Genomic DNA, 17,199 nt, shown 5'->3' with positions numbered 1-17,199 from the left:
TCATTCTACGCCGCATGGCATCATGGGGCATGACAGTTCCAGAAACGCTGCATCGTATCCCGCGTCATCCGCACCGCTGGCTGTTTTGGGCGCTGCTTTCGCAGGCGCTGGTCGCGGCGCTCTGGTGGGCCTGCGGCTGGCGCATTGGCCTCCCGGCACTGCTACTGTCGCACGCGGTGTTTGTGCTGGCGGTCTTCCTGCCTCAAGCGCAGCTGTATGCGCCGGTGCTGGACCGCTTGCCCGGCAGCGCCCCCAGGGTATGGCTGACGATCGACGACGGCCCGTCCGACGACACCGTGGCGATCCTGGATCTGCTCGACCGCTACCAGGCTAGGGCCACTTTCTTTCTGGTCGGCGCACGCGCTGCCGCGCGCCCGCAACTGGTGCGCGAGATCGTGTGCCGCGGCCATGGCATCGGCAACCATAGTCACAATCACCCACAAGCCTGGTTCTGGGCGTTGGGTCCGCAGCGCATGGCGCGCGAGATCGATCAGGCGCAGCAAACCCTGACCGCCATCGCCGGCATCGCGCCGCGCTGGTACCGCTCGGTGGTGGGCATGACCAACCCCTTTGTCGCCGCACCGCTGCGCCGTCATGGTCTGACTCGAGTGGCCTGGAACGTGCGCGGCTTCGACGGCGTGCGCTGCGACCCTGCGGTGGCCGTGGCGCGCATCGCCCGTAATCTGGCTCCGGGCGCGATTGTGCTGCTGCACGAAGGTGCGGCGCACGGGTATAACCCGGCGATCGTGGAAGGCGTGCTGCAGGTGCTGCGCACACGTGGGCTCTGCGCAAACGTGCCTGATGCTGCACCGCCTGCGGATCAGCCGCCATGCGAGATGCCGAACGATCAGAACCACAAGTGAAGTGGTGTTGCGCGGGTATTGTTTGCCAGTGAGCGTTGCGTGCCGGTCAGGCTAACGCCGCGTATGCCGCAGGTAACACGCGTTCAGTCCAGCGCGTATACATCGCCGCCGACGGATGCAGTCCGTCGGCAGCCAGCATCGCCGCGTCGCCGCCGCCATCGCGGCTGATCGGGGTGATATCGATGAAACCAACCGCACGCGCGGCGCAGCAGTCTTGGGCGGCGGCATTGAAGGCGTCGATCTGTATGCTGATCTGCACCGGATCGTGCGCGGGTGGCTGTGCGAACGGGCTCAAGCCCCAGTCCGGGATTGAGACCATCAGCACTCGCCGCGGCTGGTTGCCAGCAAAGTCGATCGCACGTTGCAGCAGCGCGTCGAGCTGTGCACGGTACGCGTCCAATGGGTAGCCGCGGTACTGATTGTTGACGCCGATCAGCAGTGTCACCAGGTCGAACGGCCCCTGTGGTGCGGCCGCGTCGATGCCATTGGCGAGATCGTCGGTGGTCCAGCCGGTGGTGGCGACGATCTGTGGATCGGTCACGGCCAACCCACGCGTGCGCAGCGCGGCGGCCAGTTGCATCGGCCATCTTTGGTGCGCTGCTACGCCTTCGCCAATGCTGTAGGAGTCGCCCAGCGCCAGGTAGCGCAGCGTGCCGGCCGCGTGTGCGGTCATCTCGACCAGGCTGGCGGTGGCATGCGCGGCATCACGCCATCGCGCTGCGTGACTTCAGCGACACCACCTTGGTGGCGGCTTCGGCGCGCCGCGTCAGCACCCGGTCGATCCGCGCGAACACCTCGCGCATCGTCGTCGCTTCCGGCAACAGGGTGACGCGGAAGTGGTTGTGATAGGGCACGTTGAAGCTGGAGCCTGGGACCACCAGCACGCCCTCTTCGTTCATCAATTCCAGCGCGAAGGCATGGTCGTCGAACCCGCGTGCGGCTGCGCCAACTACGGCCGGAAACGCATACAAGGCGCCCGCCGGCTGCACCAGCGACAAGTGTTCGCTGGCCGCGCAGGCATCGATCACCGCGCGGCGGGTTTCGTACAGACGACCGCCGGGCGCGCAGAGCGGAGAGATGGTGTCGGGGCCGTTGACCGCGGCGTCGATGGCGAATTGGCCGGGCACGTTCGCGCACAGGCGCAGCGCGCCGAGCAGGTCCATGGCGTTGCGGAAGTCGCCGATGCGCTCGGCGGCACCGGAGAGCAGCGCCCAACCGACCCGCCAGCCGCAGGCGCGGTGGACCTTGCTCAGGCCGCCGAAACTGAGGCATGGATGCTCCCCAGCCAGGGGCGCGACCGGGACGAAGTCGGCGCCGTCGTACAGCACCTGGTCGTAGATTTCATCGACCATCAACAGCAGGTTGTGCTTGGCCGCGATAGCGACGATCTTCTCCAGCAGGGCGCGCGAATAGCTGGCGCCGCTGGGATTGTTCGGGTTGATCAGCACGATGGCGCGGGTGCGCGAGGACACCAGCGTTTCGATTTCCACCGGATCGGGCTGGAAGCCGTTCTCGGGCTCGCAGCGGTAGTACACCGGGCGACCATCGTTGAGGATGGTGGCGGCCGACCACAGCGGATAATCCGGCGACGGCACCAGCACTTCGTCGCCTGGGTTGAGCAGGGCGCGCAGGGACAGGTCGATCAGTTCGCTGACCCCGTTGCCGATGAAAATGCGCTCCGGATGGGCGTTCGGATGCTGGCGTCGCGCATAGGCCGCCGCGATCGCCTCGCGCGCCTCCGGCATGCCTTGCTGGTGGGTGTAGGGATCGGTGCGGCCCATGTCGTCGGCGATTGCGCGCTGCAGATGGTCCGGTGCGCGGAAGCCGAATGCGCCGGGATTGCCGATGTTGAGCTTGATCAGCTTGCGTCCCTGCGCTTCCAGGTCACGTGCGCGCCGGGCCAGTTCTCCGCGGATCTCGTAGCGGACTTCGGACAGACGTTCGCGGATCGCGAGCGGCTTGATCGGCGGTGTGGGCATCGCATTAGCCGGTGGTGCGTGGAACTGGCATGGTAACGGAAATGGAATAGAACGACCGGGACAGCATCGGCAGCGTCTAGAATCCGCACATGAGCCTGCTTCCGATCGACTTCGCTGCGTTGCGCCCCATCGGCTGGCCTTGGCCCGGATTGCCTGAGGAACCGGTCTGGCAGGCGCGGTTCGACGCCTATCCGCAGGCGCGACCGGTGCGGGTGGTGGAGCAGCATCGCACCGGCTATGTGGTCGCCGATGCGGTGGAGACCGCCTTTAAGGTGGAGTCGCTGCCGGACTGGCAGCGGCCGCGCTTCCCCAGCCACGAGCGTGCCGCGGTCGGCGACTGGGTCCTGCTGGACGGCACCCGCATCGTCGCGCTGCTGCCGCGGCGCACCGCGATCAAGCGCGGCGCCGCTGGCGAGCATTACCATCAGCAGGTGATCGCCGCCAATATCGATACGGTGTTCATCGTCTGCGGCCTGGATGCGGACTTCAATCCGCGCCGCATCGAGCGCTATCTGCTGCTGGTCGGCGGTGGCGGTGCCGCGCCGGTGGTGGTGCTGACCAAGGCCGATCTCACCGAGTACGCCGACGACGCCCTGGCGGTGCTGGATGAACTGGCCGCACAGTCGATCCCGCTGCTGACGGTCAACGCGACGCAGGCCGATAGCGTTGCCGTGCTGCGACCCTGGCTGCAGCCGGGACAGACCGTGGTGCTGGTGGGGTCGTCCGGCGCCGGCAAGTCCACCTTGACCAATACCTTGCTCGGTGTGCATAAGATGCGTACCGCCGCCGTGCGCGAGCGCGATTCGCGTGGTCGCCATACCACCACGCACCGTGCGTTGTTGCCGCTGCCGTCCGGCGCCTGCCTGATCGACACGCCGGGCATGCGCGAGCTCAAGCCCACTGGCGAGGAAGACCTGGCCGAGGGCGCTTTCGCCGATATCGAGGCATTAGCGGCACAGTGCCGTTTCAACGATTGCGCGCACCAGGCCGAACCGGGCTGCGCGGTGCAGGCCGCGATCGAACGCGGCGAGATCGACGCCGCACGTCTGGCCAATTACCTCAAGCTGCGCGAGGAAGTCGTCGGTGCCGCTGGCAAGCTGGCGCAGCGGCAAGCGCAGAACGCGACGACCGGCCGCGCCGGTCAGTCGCCCTCCGGTAAGCCGGGCGGCAAGCGCCAGCCGTCACGCAGCCTGCGTCGCTGAGCGAGATCGGGTTCGGCGATGGCGGTGTTGCCTACCGAGATCCGCCATCATGCCAAACTGGACGCGCGGATGGTCAAGGCGGTGCGCGGCATCCGTCTACTGGGACTGACGAGCTGGCCGTTGGCGTTGCAGGCGCCGTTTCTGCACAGCGTGGCGCGCGGTCAGCCGCAACTGCCGCAGGTGCAGTATCCACACTTGGACTTTACCGACACACGTCGCGAGTTGGCCGCGATCACACAGGCGTGCGATCCGACGCATCCGCTTGGTGTCTATCTGCAGGCGTCGGTGCAGAGTTGGGATCTGGCTGCGGCGTTGCTGGAGTCGCTGGGGACATCGGCGGTGGGGACGTATTCGGCGCAGTTGTTCGGTGTCCCTGAAGATCCGATGCCCGGACAAGGGCCGACCATGCGCGAGGCGGCCGGCCATTTCATCCATATCGCCAAGGATCTAGACGGCGAGCTGCTTTCGGCCGAGGAGCAGGTGCCGGTGTCGGCCACCGCGCTGCAGCTGCTGTTGCAGCGCGATCTGGATGCCTTTTTCGGCGGGCGGGTGATCGCGGTCGAACTGGATCCGGACCTGCCATCCAAGGCCGCAGCGGGGGCGCGCCGTATCCGCCTACGCGCTGGTGCGACGTTCAGCGATTACGACCGCGCGCAGTTGTTCCACCACGAGGCATTGGTGCATTCGTTGACCGGGCTCAATGGCCGCGCACAGATGCATCTGCGCAGTCTTGCGCTGTCCTCGCCGCGGGTGACGGCGACCCAGGAAGGCCTGGCGACCTTTGCCGAGCAGATCACCGGCAGTATCGATATCGTGCGCATGAAGCGGATCAGTCTGCGTATCGAGGCGATCGCGCTGGCGCGCGCTGGCGCTGACTTTATTGAGGTTTTCCGTTACTTCGATGCGGCCGGGCAGTTGCCAGCGGAGAGTTTTTCATCGGCCCAACGCGTATTTCGTGGCGTGCCGACCAGCGGTGGCGTCGCCTTCACCAAGGACACGGTGTACCTGCGCGGGCTGGCTTCGGTGCACACCTTTTTCCGCCAAGCCTTGCAGCACGACCGCCTGTCGCTGTGCCGCTGGCTGTTCGCTGGCAAAATGACGCTGGAAGATGTGGTCGGATTCGCGCCGCTGTTCGAGTCCGGCATCCTGCTGCCGCCGCGTTGGTTGCCGCCGTGGATGGCGCGTGCCAGAGGACTGGCCGGAATGTTGGCGTTTTCGCTGTTCGCCAACCGCATCCGCATGGACAGGCTGGACTGAGTGGCGCCGCTCCGTGTTTGCCGATAGCCGATGGTTGGCGCGTTGTGATGCCCTGAAGCACGAACGGCAGCGTCAAGAGACACTGCCGTTCTTGGTCACCGCACAGTGCGTGGTGACGGTGTTACATCACCCGAGGAGATCAACGGCTGGCGCAGAAACCGAACTCGGCCATGGCACCGGGCGCCAGGGTCTTGTTCCAATCCATGCCCGAGGCTTTGATCGTGGAGCCCTGCGGCGTCCAATTGGCGTTCCACAGATTGTTGATCGTGCCGCTGATCGTCTGAGTGACGACCCAGTCGCCTGTGGTGTTGCCGGTGTTGGTGACTTGCACGCGCTCGCAATAGCCGGTCTGCCAATTGCTGTCGACGATGACCTTGGTGCTGAAGCTCGGGCCACCCGAGGAGCCACCACCGCTGGAACCGCCACCGTTGGAGCCGCCACCTCTGGAGCCGCCACCGCTGGAGCCGCCACCGCTGGAGCCGCCACCGCTGGAGCCGCCACCGCTGGAGCCACCACCGCTGGAGCCACCACCGCTGGAGCCGCCGCCGCTGGATTTCGCACCGATCTCAACTGCGCCGAGATCGCACAGCGCTGTATTTCGAGAATAGCCGCGCTGATCGATTTCACGGCAATTGACACCTGAGGCGTATGCGGGGCTGTTTGCAGCAGGAAGCATGGTGAGAGTCGGACCGCCATTGTCGGCAGGAGCGGACAACTGTGGATCAGCCGATTTAACCGAGCCAGACTTCAAGCAGCTGAAGGGCCAGACTGCGCCTTTGTCTGAATGTTCAATGATATTGTCGCCGTGATTGTTCTGGCTGCTACAGAACGAACGTTCGGTCTTTGAGGTGAAGATGCTGTTGTGGATATCGAATCTGTCGCCGAACAGTGCGGCTCCCTGCGAATTTTCCGCGAAGGTGACGTTGTTGAAGCGCACGGTGACATTGCCTTGATCGCCGACGGATGACGGCCAGCCTGTGTGCTGGATAACCGAACCCACGTTCGAGGCATAGTTGCCATAGAAAGTACTATTACTGATATCGCACGCGCCGTAACAGTCCATATACAAGGCGCCAGCATTGCCATTTTGAGATTTGTTAGAAATAAAACTCGATTCGGTGACGTTGATGATGCCAGGTGTTGTCATGGTCGAGCCCGAATGCGAAGCATCGGTGAACCCAAGGCTGATGCGGCCGGCACCGCCAAGGCCACTTGTCGCGACGTTGTTGGCGAATGTGGAGTATTTCACGTCAATCGTGTCAGGCGCATACGCCCAGAGTGTCAATCCTCCGGAGCCATTTGCGGCAACGTTGTTATTAACCACGGTGCCGCAGAGTGACAAGGTGCCGCCGCTCCCCACTCCCCCGTGGATATACCCGTTGAGTGATGCGCCATCCGTATCGATTGCCCCGCCACCGCCAAACTCGCCAGCATCGGGAAAGCCCTGCGGAGGGTTAATCGCCTGATTTCCTACGAAATCACTATTGACGATCGTCAGGCGGCTGAGTTGGGTGTAGAGCGCGCCGCCAAGCCATGAGGAATTCTTGTAGAAGGAACTTCCCACGATGGTGACATCCGCGTCGCTACCTGCAAAGAGGACGCCGCCGCCGATGCTACTGCGATTGGAGATGAACTGACTGTTGATGATTTCCAGCTTGCCCTGATAGCCGACCTTGATCGCGCCGCCGCCCCAGGTGCCAGGGTCATACGAAGTGTTCGACGGTGGCTGCACAGAACTACCGTTTTGAAGTTGTATGTTGCGCACCGAGAGTGCGCTCCATGCATTCACCAGAAAAATGCGTGTGGATTGCTGACCATCCAGGGTGATTTGGCCTTGCCCATCGATCACAGTCGGATTTCTTGAGCCGATCGTGATCGACTGGCTGACTGGAATGGTGACGGGTTGCGCGCCGCAATTGAAGGTGACGTAGCCGCCTTGCGCGACAGCATTGGAAAGTGCAGTCGCTGTACAGCTAGCCGCCGTACCATTACCCACGACTATTGCGTTGCTTGGGGTTGGCCATTGTTGCGGAATGGTGCATTGTGGCACCGAAGGCGCGGCGGCAATTGCAGTGGCTGTGGTCATAATTGCAAAAATGCCCACTGCATTCGCTTTTATTTTAAGGGAATGAGTCGTGATCATGGTCATGTTCCGTGAGAGAGCGCGCTGCAATGTGACGAATTGCAGCGTCTGAATTCGTGTGAGTGTGACGACATTTCCCCGTGCAGCAGGCGGTAAACCCTGGCTGATACGAGATATTAAGTTGAATTAATCCATCCGACTCGAACGCAAGTTCCAAATCATGAGCGCGAGGTGGTGGCGGCGGCAGTTGTCTACCGCTGGCGACGGTCTTTTCGTCCTGGGGGATTGCAGCAGCAGGGGCAAGAGCCGCTCGCGCCACGTCCACTGAGGTTGCTCGAGATGCTCCGTCTGATCGACTGTCAGTCGGAGTGATTTCTCTGCGATTGAGCTGGGTTGTTGTCGCGAACCAGGGCAGTGCGGCAAATATGTGTGTGTTTCCGCGCCTTGCTCAGTCGTCGGCCAGCCGTGCCCAGCGTTCATGGTCGCGCCAGATTCCGCCGATGCGCATGTAACGCGGCGAATAGCCTTCGCAACGAAAACCGGCGCGCTTTACCAGTGCTAGCGAGCGGGTATTATCCGGCTGGATGTTAGCCTCCACCCGGTGCAATCCCAGGTCGGTGAACGCATAAGCCACGCACAGACGCAGCGCATGGGTCATCAGTCCGCGACCTTCGCAACCGGCCATCGCGTGATAGCCCAGATAGGCGTTTTGGAAACAGCCGCCGACGACCTGACTGAAAGTGAAGAGCCCTGCCAGCGCGTCGCTGCTGCGCTCGCGCGCGAGTAGCGCGATGTTGCTACCGTCCAGGGTTTGGGCATACCAGGCCTCGAAACCGGGCACGTCGGTAAACGGATACGTCCACGGATGATGCAGGGCGATGCTGGTTCGATGCGCCTGGATCAGCGCGATGCTGTCGCGCCGCCGCACCCGCTTCAGCGACACGGCCTCGTGCGCAGCCTGGCTCGCGCTCTGGCCCATGGAGTCAGGCCGGCGGAGCCGCTGCACCGCCATCGTCGCGACGCATGATCTGAGTGTGACGCGCCTTGAACTCCTCGAAACTCAGGCCCTGTGCCAGCGCATCGGCGTGCGCGGCGTCCTTCAGTGCGTCCGAGTACATCAAGCGTACCGACGTGCCGGCACGCTCGTGCAGTTCCGCCGCCTGCATGATCAGCGACAGCACTTGCGCCGCACTTTCGCTCTGACCGGCGATGCGCCCATCCATGCCCAAGACCCATTCGCCTTCGCGGCGCACGATTCCGGCCAGGAGCGTGCTTTGCCGATCGCGCAGTTCCGCGTGTGGCTCGATCTGTGCGCTGGGGGCGGCAATCTCGGTGCGGTGGCGCAGGCGTTCGGCCAATTTCTTGCGTAGGTCGCGGCGCTGCTTGGACTGGATGGACATGCGATTGCCTCAACGGTGACCCGACGACGATAGCCCAACCACGTCTTCGGTGCTCATAGTACGTCTGTCGGTTCCAACACTGGCATCTGCGCTTCCTGCTTCGGCAGCGGCATGTCGCTGCGCCGCTCCCAACGCCAGAATGCCCAGCCGAGCAGGAAAAATCCGCCCGAGCCCATCGCCAGATGCAGCGGGTGGCCACTGAGCAATGGTGCCAATCCCCCCGCCACTGCCACACTCACCATGAGTTGGGTGAACGCCTGCAGCGACGAGGCCAGCCCGCGCTGGCGCGGATACATATCCAGCACGGCGAGCGCCAGGATCGGGAAGATCAATGCCATGCCCAGGCCGCCGCCGAAAATCGGCAATACCGCCCACGGTAGCGCGATCTGTGGCGCCAGCGCGGTGTAGGCGATATTGCCAGCCACCGATGCACCACAGCAGATGAAGCCGATGCGGACCTGGCGCAGTGGCCCGAGTCGGCCGGCCATGCGCCCGGAGAGAAATGCCCCCAGGGTCATGCCGCCGATGGTGGGCATGAACAGCCAGGCAAAATTCTGCTCGCTCATGCCGAGCAGGTCGATGACGAACGCGGGCGCCGAGGCGATGTACAGGAACACTCCGGCGGAGTTGAACGCACCGGCGGCGGCCAGACGTTGGAAGTGTGGGTTGAACGCGATGCCGAGGTAATCGCGTAGGAGCGTGTGCGGCGCCAATGGCGTGCGCACCTGCGGCGGGTGGGTTTCCGGTAGCCAGCGCAGCGTGGCGAGTAGCAGCAGCGAAGAAAACCCGACCAACCACCAGAAGATCATCGGCCAGCCGTGGCCACTGCTCAGAATCAAGCCGCCGATGATCGGTGCGATTGCAGGGGCGATACCGAACAGCATCGATACGTGGCTCATCAGCCGTTGGGCGTCGTCGCCGTGGAACAGGTCGCGGATCACCGCACGGCCGACGATCATGCCGACCCCAGCGCAGATACCTTGTAGCGCACGGAATGCCAGTAGGGTCGGCAAGTCGTGCGACAGCGCGCAACCGACCGAGGCCAGAATGAAGAGCGTCAATCCACCGACGATGACCCGCCGGCGTCCCCAGGCATCGGACAGCGGTCCATGTGCCAGGCTCATCAGCGCATAGGCCAGCAGGTACACGCTGACTGTCTGCTGGATCGCCACGGGATCCTCATGCAGGCGCTGCGCCAGTTGCGGGAACGCCGGGAAAATGGTGTCGATCGAGAACGGGCCGAACATCGTCAGCCCGGCCAGCAGCAAGGTCATGCGGCGGGTGGACACATTCGGGAGGGACATTCGGACATCCTAATAAATTGGTCGCACACACAACGATGCCGTCCGGCAAGGGACGGGCGTGGAAAGATAGGGTGTGCCTATGATACGCGCCAGCAGCGTCGCTGCACACATGCTGTGTTGCCTATTCAGCCTGACATCGCACGATTCCACCCACCGTGGATGGTGCTGGCTACGCTATAATCAATCTGCAATATGGTGGGAGAAGTGGGGCAACCCGCTGCCGAAGGCGCAACGCCCGTAATCGCTCAGGCCCGATACCACCCGCACCAAGACTCTGGAGAGACCGGTCAAACCCGGCGCCGAAGGGGCACGAAGCGCAGCGCGATCCACGGCGGCTTCCAAACTCTCAGGCAAAAGGACAGAGGGGCACATTTGGGAGGCGCGCGCTTCCTGTCGGCCAACCGTCTATGCGGTCGGACCGCGATATGCGTGTGCCTGCTTCTCGTGCCTTCCTTTGCCGGATCATCTCCATGCCTCAGACTTCTTCGCTGCGCGACCTCGAGCACCACTCGGCCTTCATCGAGCGCCATATTGGCCCGAACGACGCCGAGATCGCGCAGATGCTGCGCACCGTCGGCCACGATTCGCTGGATGCGCTCACCGATGCCATCGTGCCCGGCAGCATTAAATCGCCGGCCGCGCTGGCGTTGCCCGAGGCGATCAGCGAAGAGGAGGCGCTGGCCAAGATCCGCGCCATCGCCGACAAAAACAGCGTGTTCCGCACCTTCATCGGCCAGGGCTATTACGGCACCCACACGCCGAAGGTGATTCTGCGCAACATTCTCGAAAACCCGGCCTGGTACACCGCCTACACCCCGTATCAGGCGGAGATTTCGCAGGGCCGCATGGAAGCCCTGATCAACTTCCAGACCATGTGCGCCGACCTCACCGGCATGGAGATCGCCAATGCCTCGCTGCTGGACGAAGCCACCGCCGCCGCCGAGGCGATGACCCTGGCCAAGCGTTCGGCCAAGGCCAAGTCGGACACCTTCTTCGTCCACGACGCGGTGCACCCGCAGACCCTGGAATTGCTGCGCACCCGCGCCGAGCCGCTGGGGATCGTGCTGCGCGTGGGCACCCCGGAGGAAGCGCAGCAGGCAGACTGCTTTGGCGTGCTGCTGCAGTACCCGGATAGCTTCGGCCGGTTCCATTTCGACTCGGTCGACGCGCATGCCGCACTAGCCGCCGCCGTGCATGCACGCGGCGGCTTGGTCGCCGTGGCCACCGACCTGCTCGCGCTCACCTTGATTGCCGCACCCGGCGAATGGGGCGCGGACATTGTGGTCGGCAATTCGCAGCGTTTCGGCGTGCCGTTCGGGTTCGGTGGTCCGCACGCGGCGTTCATGGCCTGTCGCGACGCTTACAAGCGCTCGATGCCGGGCCGTTTGATCGGCGTCTCCATCGACGCGGCGGGCAACCCCGCCTATCGTCTCACCCTGCAAACCCGCGAACAGCACATCCGCCGCGAGAAAGCCACTTCCAACATCTGTACCGCGCAGGTGCTGCTAGCGGTGATGGCGTCGATGTACGCGGTTTACCATGGCCCCGAGGGCCTGGTCCGTATCGCGCGGCGCACCCACCGTCTGGCTGCGATCCTGGCCGCGGCGCTGCGCAGCGCCGGCGTCGCTGTCGGTGCGCGTTTCTTCGACACGCTGCACGTCACCGGCGTGGATGCCGAGACGCTCCACGCCAAGGCGCACGCTGCCGGTATCAACCTGCGCGCGATCGACAGCACCTCGTTGAGCATCAGTCTGGACGAGACCGCGACGCGCGCCGATGTGGTCGCGTTGGCGCAGTTGTTCGGCGTGCGTGCCGACGTCGATGCGCTCGACGCGGCGACTGCCGACGCGTTGCCGGCACAATTGCGGCGTCGTAGCGCGTTCCTGCAGCATCCGGTGTTCAACACCCACCACAGCGAGCACGAACTGCTGCGCTATATGCGCGCCCTGGCCGACAAGGATCTGGCGATGGATCGCACGATGATTCCACTGGGCAGTTGCACGATGAAGCTCAACGCCACCGCCGAGATGATCCCGGTGACCTGGCCGCAATTCTGCGCGATCCATCCGCTGGCGCCTGCCGCACAGAGCGCCGGTTACGCGCAGTTGATCGACGAGCTGGAAGCGATGTTGGTCGAGTGCACGGGCTACGATGCGGTCAGCCTGCAGCCGAACTCCGGCGCGCAGGGCGAATACGCCGGCCTGCTGGCGATCCGCGCGTATCACCGTGCGCGCGGCGAAGGCCATCGCGATATCTGCCTGATTCCCGAATCGGCGCACGGTACCAACCCGGCCTCGGCGCAGATGTGCGGCATGACCGTGGTGGTGACCAAGTGCGACGGCAACGGCAACGTCGATGTTGAGGACATCCGCGCCAAGGCCGCGAAGTATTCCCAGCGTCTGGCCGCGCTGATGATCACCTATCCTTCCACCCATGGCGTGTTCGAGGAAGACGTGGTGGCGATCTGCGACGCCGTGCATGCCCACGGCGGGCAGGTCTACACCGACGGTGCCAACATGAACGCACTGGTCGGCGTGGCCAAGCCCGGCAAGTGGGGCTCGGACGTGTCGCATCTGAACTTGCACAAGACCTTCTGCATTCCGCACGGCGGCGGTGGCCCGGGCGTCGGTCCATGTGCGGTGAAAGCCCACCTGGCGCCATACTTGCCCAAGACGCTGCCTGATGCCGGCGAAGCTCAAAAAGCTGCCGGCGAAGGTGCCGTTGGTATGGTCAGCGCCGCCAGCTTCGGCAGTGCTTCGATCCTGCCGATCAGTTGGATGTACGTCACCATGATGGGCCGCACCGGCCTGCGCAAGGCCACCCAGGTCGCGCTGCTCAACGCCAACTACATCGCCAAGCGTCTGGCTCCTTACTACAAGACGCTGTACACCGGCCGCAACGGGCTGGTCGCACATGAGTGCATTCTCGACGTGCGCCCGTTGGAGAAAACCAGCGGCATCGGCGCTGAGGACATCGCCAAGCGTCTGATCGATTTCGGTTTCCATGCCCCGACGCTGAGCTTCCCAGTCGCCGGCACCTTGATGGTCGAGCCGACCGAGAGCGAATCGCTGCATGAGTTGGACCGCTTCATCGAGGCGATGATCCAGATCCGCGAGGAGATTGCCGCGATCGAAGACGGCCGCCTGGACCGCGAAGACAACCCGCTCAAGCACGCCCCGCACACCGCCGCGCAGGTCACCGCCAGCGAATGGATCTATGCCTATCCGCGCGAACTGGCCGCGTTTCCGCTGCCGAGCCTGAAGCAACAGAAGTATTGGCCGCCGGTAGCGCGCGTTGACAACGTCTATGGCGACAAGAACGTGATGTGCGCATGCATCCCGGTGGAGGCGTACAAGGAAGACGCGGTGGTCTGAACCGCGTCTTCCTTCGACGTTCGCATCTCCCGGCCTCGCCCGCGAGCCCGGGAGGGAACCCGAGTGAAGTCTGGTTTCCATGCCGGGCCATGTTGCCCGAATCGCCGTGCCGCCAAGACGGCGGATGGGGGGAGGGCTGCCCCAAGTAAGTTAATGATGGTGAAATTTTCATCACCTCGTTTGACACTCTTGTTTCACGGGCCGGCATCGACCTTATCCACAACGTTATGCAAAAGTCATCCACACCCTCTGTGGACAACGTTGAATCGACCGCGCGGCATTGGAAATGAATTAAGTAATTGATATAAAAGGAAATTTTATGTTAATGACTTGACAAGAGTGATGGCGTTTTCACGCGGCCGGCAGACAGCGGCGTCAGCCGAGGAAAAACTTATCCCGTGCTGAGTTGCCCTTCCCTACATCGAATGCGGGTGAAGAATGCGTGAATTTTTGACGTGCTCGTCACCCCTGCCGGCATAAGATCACGGGAATTGCATTCCGCTCTCGGCGCACAGCTACCATCGTGATCGATGTTCTACGCCTTCATGCTGCATCGCCGTGTCTCGGTCCACGACGTCTCACGACCTACGCAAGCCACTGTGTGCGCCCGTTCGCAGTGGCGCGGGCATGCGCTCCTCCAGCTGTGCTGGCCCGCCCGTATAATTGGGACATGCTAACTTGTCGCCCGGTCTTCGATCGCTTTCACTTGGCTGAAAATCTGGGCGATGTACAGACCACGATCTTGTCGCGCACGTGATGAAGATCCGAAGCGCAAGTGGCCGTGGCGAAGCGTGCAGACAGGTGAGTCTAGTGATGCTGTAGGCGCGCAGTGCACATCTTCTATGTGCTGCCACACGCGCTGCTGCATTACCATGCCGCGTCATCACAACGAGCCATGCCATGCCCGACAGCCTTCGCGATCTGCAGACTGCCCAGCGCGCCTTCGCCGATGCCCGCGATTGGGGCCAGTTCCACAGTCCGCGTAATCTGGCCGCGGCGCTGTCTGTGGAGGCGGCGGAGCTGCTGGAACATTTCCAGTGGCTGGACGACACGCAGAGCCGGCAATTGTCCGACGACAAGAAAGCGCAGGTGGGCAGCGAGATCGCTGACGTGTTGCTCTATCTGCTGCAGTTGTGCGACAAACTCGGCATCGATCCGATCGACGCGGCGCAGCGCAAGATGCAGGTGAACGCCACCAAATATCCGGTGGAGCGGGCCAAGGGCCGCATCACCAAGTACACCGAGTTGTGAGTGTGCTCATGCCGCAATCCTGGGTGCGATCCATCGGCGTCGTCGCGCAGTCCGCAAGTGGCCGCCGGTTCATTCGCCGACTATGCAGGTAGTGTGCTGATACAGGATGACGTTTCGCCCGCATCGGGTTAACGTTGCCCTTGGCACAATGACGCCGTGACTCCACGCACATCGCAGCATCGGCCCGACGCATGAACAAGACGACACCCGACATGACCAAAACCATCCGTCCCGTCCACGATGTCGATCCCAGACCCGCCAGCGCCAAGCCGACGGCCCGCACTCGGTCGGTCGCCTCCCACGCGGTGTTTCAGTCGCCGCTCTCCGCAGACGATCCGGACAACACGTACGTGCAGTTGCGCGGGCAGCGTGAGCGGCGGATGGCACAACTGGCCGCGATCGGCAGCGTCGCCGCGCTGGCGGCGGTTGCTTTGATCGCATGGCGTCGCATGCGGCGCTAGTCGGGCGTGGGAGTGCTGGCGCGCCGGGAGGCGCTCCAGTAAGGCGGCGGAATCGTCCCGGTTCCCGAGGAAGTTCCCGTGTTGGATGAGGCCTCGAACAATCACCTCATTGATACGCCCAGGATTTCCTAGACATCTCATGGCCATGGAAAATGGCTGATTCGGAGGTGTCCATGAGCGCCAAGCGATATACGGATGAGTTCAAGGTCGAGGCGGTCCGGCAAGTGATCGACCGAGGGTTCAAGGTGGCAGAAGTCGCCGAGCGACCGGGTGTCACCACGCACAGCCTGTATGCCTGGCTGCGCAAGTTCGGCAAGCCCGGCATCGTGCAGCGTGCCGAGTTGGACCAGAGCGTGGAGGTTCGGCGCCTAAAGGCTGAGTTGCGCCGTGTCACCGAGGAGCGCGACATCCTAAAAAAGCCGCCGCGGACTTTGCCAAGGGTTGAAGGCAAAGTACGCTCATGCCTGCCCACCGCAGGGAGTTCAGGCTGTGCGCGATGTGCCCCGTGTTGCGCGTCAACCGGGCTGGCTATGACGCCTGGTGATGCTCGCCCAACAGTGAGCGCGCCAAGCAAGACGAGCGCTTGCTGGGATTGATCGAGCACTACTGGCTGGCCAGCGGCAGTGTCGATGGGCATCGCAAGATCGCCAAGGATCTGCGCGATCTGGGTGAACGTTGCAGTCGCCATCGGGTGCATCGGCTCATGCGCAGGGGCTGCGTGCCCAGGTGGGCGATGGTCGCAAACCGCGCTTCCACGGCGGGACCGAATGCGCCGCATCGGCCAACCTGCTTGATCGGCATTTCGATGTGACGGAGCCGGACACGGCCTGGGCGAGCGATTTTACGTTCATCCTCACGCATGAAGGCTGGATGTACCTAGCGGTTGTGATCGACCTGTTTTCCAGGCAGGTCTTCGGCTGGGCGATGCGCGATCGGGCCGATACCGAGTTGGTCGTGCAGGCCCTGTTGTCTGCGGGTTTGGCGGCGCAAACCCGCATCCGGGTACCTGGTTTACTCGGACCAAGGGTCGGTCTACACCAGCGATGACTGGCAGAGTTTCCATAGCGTCCCATGGTTTGGTGTGCAGTATGAGCAGGCGCGGCAACTGCCACGAGCGCGAAGCCTGCCCTTGGGGCACAACGCACCGGTGGAGAGCTTCTTCGGCCTGCTCAAACGCGAGCGGATCAGGCGATGGGCCTATGCCACCAAGGACGCCGCACGCACCGAGGTGTTCGACTACATCGAGATGTTATACAACCCCAAACGTCGCCATGGTTCAATGCGGGGTGCATGTCAAGTGCATCGTGCGAATAATGAGCGCCACCGAATGGTTGCCTATGAGGCATTGCCGACATCGGTAATGCGGCGGCCCATGGCAGGATAGGCCGCCGCGCGTAGCAGCGGCTGTTAGTTGGTGGAGCTTTAATCAGTGACGTAAATCGAGTTTTGGGTAATATTGAAAAATATCTGATTTGCGTAGGTGGCGGTATATTCCTTCAGATATACATTGGGCAAAGCAGAACTTGATCGGCAGTCAGAGTTACTCATCCCGCGCATGCTGTATGTGAAACCGTACAGGAGGGCTGGGGCTCCTTTGAAGCCACCAGTCGACCTCGCCGCGGCGACTTGGACGCACGCCCATCCGCCAGGGTTGTGAACGTTCTGCATGTAAACAGCTTTCACGGCGGGGTTGTAATTTACTGTGTAAGCTAGGATGGGAGCAGGCGGCTGGGTCTGTTCTGCGCTAGCCGATGTGGTGACTCCGGCCGTCAGTGCGAACACAGTGCACAACGCGGTTTTACGGAAATAACGAATGGTCGAATGTGTTGTCATGATTATTGCCCTCAATTTGGAAAGGGATGCGGCCTGTTTGCCAACTGTCGTGGGATGCAGCGTCAATTCAAGACGCTTGTCATCATTTCTAGCATGCTCTGCATTGAGTCTGCGGGAAAGTGAAGCGGCCAGATTTTCATAGACACCCAAGGAGGGCATGAACAAGTCAGTTCTTCTAGATCAGCGGCTTTA

13 protein-coding genes, 1 pseudogene and 1 riboswitch are annotated in these 17,199 nt (G+C 62.9%); of the genes and pseudogenes, 7 read left to right on the top strand and 7 right to left on the bottom strand.

Translation table 11 applies throughout. From position 1 onward, the window contains the following. Positions 1-14: 14 nt before the first annotated feature. Positions 15-863, top strand: coding sequence for a polysaccharide deacetylase family protein (locus XalbCFBP2523_RS07400; protein WP_196297576.1), 849 nt, complete (start codon positions 15-17; stop codon positions 861-863). Between the two features lie 46 nt (positions 864-909). Here XalbCFBP2523_RS07400 and XalbCFBP2523_RS07395 read toward each other — a convergent pair whose 3' ends face one another. Together XalbCFBP2523_RS07395 and XalbCFBP2523_RS07390 are read right to left on the bottom strand one after the other, a co-directional pair. After that, positions 910-1,536, bottom strand: coding sequence for an SGNH/GDSL hydrolase family protein (locus XalbCFBP2523_RS07395; protein ID WP_045765425.1), 627 nt, complete (start codon positions 1,534-1,536; stop codon positions 910-912). A 31-nt stretch (positions 1,537-1,567) separates the two neighbouring features. Further along, the gene (locus XalbCFBP2523_RS07390) at positions 1,568-2,842 is read right to left on the bottom strand and encodes a pyridoxal phosphate-dependent aminotransferase (protein WP_045765426.1); all 1,275 of its coding nucleotides are present in this window, start codon (positions 2,840-2,842) and stop codon (positions 1,568-1,570) included. A gap of 89 nt (positions 2,843-2,931) precedes the next feature. On the opposite strand from XalbCFBP2523_RS07390, the gene rsgA reads away from it, so the two are divergent. Both rsgA and XalbCFBP2523_RS07380 read left to right on the top strand, forming a co-directional pair. After that, complete coding sequence (rsgA, locus tag XalbCFBP2523_RS07385) at positions 2,932-4,044, top strand: ribosome small subunit-dependent GTPase A (protein ID WP_045765427.1); 1,113 nt, start codon at positions 2,932-2,934, stop codon at positions 4,042-4,044. An 18-nt stretch (positions 4,045-4,062) separates the two neighbouring features. Continuing rightward, positions 4,063-5,301: a flavohemoglobin expression-modulating QEGLA motif protein gene (locus XalbCFBP2523_RS07380; protein ID WP_045765428.1), complete on the top strand. Its 1,239-nt coding sequence runs from the start codon at positions 4,063-4,065 to the stop codon at positions 5,299-5,301. A gap of 139 nt (positions 5,302-5,440) precedes the next feature. Here XalbCFBP2523_RS07380 and XalbCFBP2523_RS07370 read toward each other — a convergent pair whose 3' ends face one another. The 4 genes from XalbCFBP2523_RS07370 to XalbCFBP2523_RS07355 form a co-directional block, all read right to left on the bottom strand. Next, positions 5,441-7,444 carry a choice-of-anchor Q domain-containing protein gene (locus tag XalbCFBP2523_RS07370; RefSeq protein WP_329955169.1) on the bottom strand — a complete coding sequence of 668 codons (2,004 nt, stop codon included), beginning with the start codon at positions 7,442-7,444 and terminating at the stop codon, positions 5,441-5,443. Positions 7,445-7,832: 388 nt separating this feature from the next. Then, positions 7,833-8,363, bottom strand: coding sequence for a GNAT family N-acetyltransferase (locus tag XalbCFBP2523_RS07365; protein WP_012915403.1), 531 nt, complete (start codon positions 8,361-8,363; stop codon positions 7,833-7,835). Positions 8,364-8,367: 4 nt separating this feature from the next. Beyond that, positions 8,368-8,784: a hypothetical protein gene (locus XalbCFBP2523_RS07360; protein WP_045765429.1), complete on the bottom strand. Its 417-nt coding sequence runs from the start codon at positions 8,782-8,784 to the stop codon at positions 8,368-8,370. 53 nt (positions 8,785-8,837) lie between these two features. Then, positions 8,838-10,088: a multidrug effflux MFS transporter gene (locus XalbCFBP2523_RS07355; protein ID WP_045765430.1), complete on the bottom strand. Its 1,251-nt coding sequence runs from the start codon at positions 10,086-10,088 to the stop codon at positions 8,838-8,840. Between the two features lie 264 nt (positions 10,089-10,352). Then, positions 10,353-10,460: riboswitch (glycine riboswitch) on the top strand. A 53-nt stretch (positions 10,461-10,513) separates the two neighbouring features. On the opposite strand from XalbCFBP2523_RS07355, the gene gcvP reads away from it, so the two are divergent. From gcvP to XalbCFBP2523_RS07330, 4 genes and pseudogenes are all read left to right on the top strand, one after another. Then, positions 10,514-13,462 (top strand): aminomethyl-transferring glycine dehydrogenase, encoded by a 2,949-nt coding sequence (gene gcvP, locus XalbCFBP2523_RS07350; protein ID WP_407070970.1) that lies wholly within the window; start codon positions 10,514-10,516, stop codon positions 13,460-13,462. 900 nt (positions 13,463-14,362) lie between these two features. Then, positions 14,363-14,713, top strand: a complete 351-nt coding sequence (locus XalbCFBP2523_RS07345) for a nucleotide pyrophosphohydrolase (protein WP_045765432.1) — start codon at positions 14,363-14,365, stop codon at positions 14,711-14,713. 212 nt (positions 14,714-14,925) lie between these two features. Continuing rightward, a complete protein-coding gene (locus XalbCFBP2523_RS07340; protein WP_146084057.1) occupies positions 14,926-15,174 on the top strand; it encodes a hypothetical protein in 249 nt (82 codons plus the stop codon). A gap of 173 nt (positions 15,175-15,347) precedes the next feature. Next, positions 15,348-16,558 (top strand): annotated as a pseudogene (locus XalbCFBP2523_RS07330) (IS3 family transposase). A gap of 38 nt (positions 16,559-16,596) precedes the next feature. On the opposite strand, the gene XalbCFBP2523_RS16325 reads toward XalbCFBP2523_RS07330, so the two are convergent. Then, positions 16,597-17,172 carry a hypothetical protein gene (locus XalbCFBP2523_RS16325; protein WP_012915411.1) on the bottom strand — a complete coding sequence of 192 codons (576 nt, stop codon included), beginning with the start codon at positions 17,170-17,172 and terminating at the stop codon, positions 16,597-16,599. Positions 17,173-17,199: the final 27 nt, after the last annotated feature.

Source organism: Xanthomonas albilineans (assembly GCF_002939705.1).
GTDB classification, from domain to species: domain Bacteria; phylum Pseudomonadota; class Gammaproteobacteria; order Xanthomonadales; family Xanthomonadaceae; genus Xanthomonas_A; species Xanthomonas_A albilineans.
Note: the sequence above shows the minus strand (reverse complement) of the source record. Positions and strands in the feature narration are given on the sequence as shown.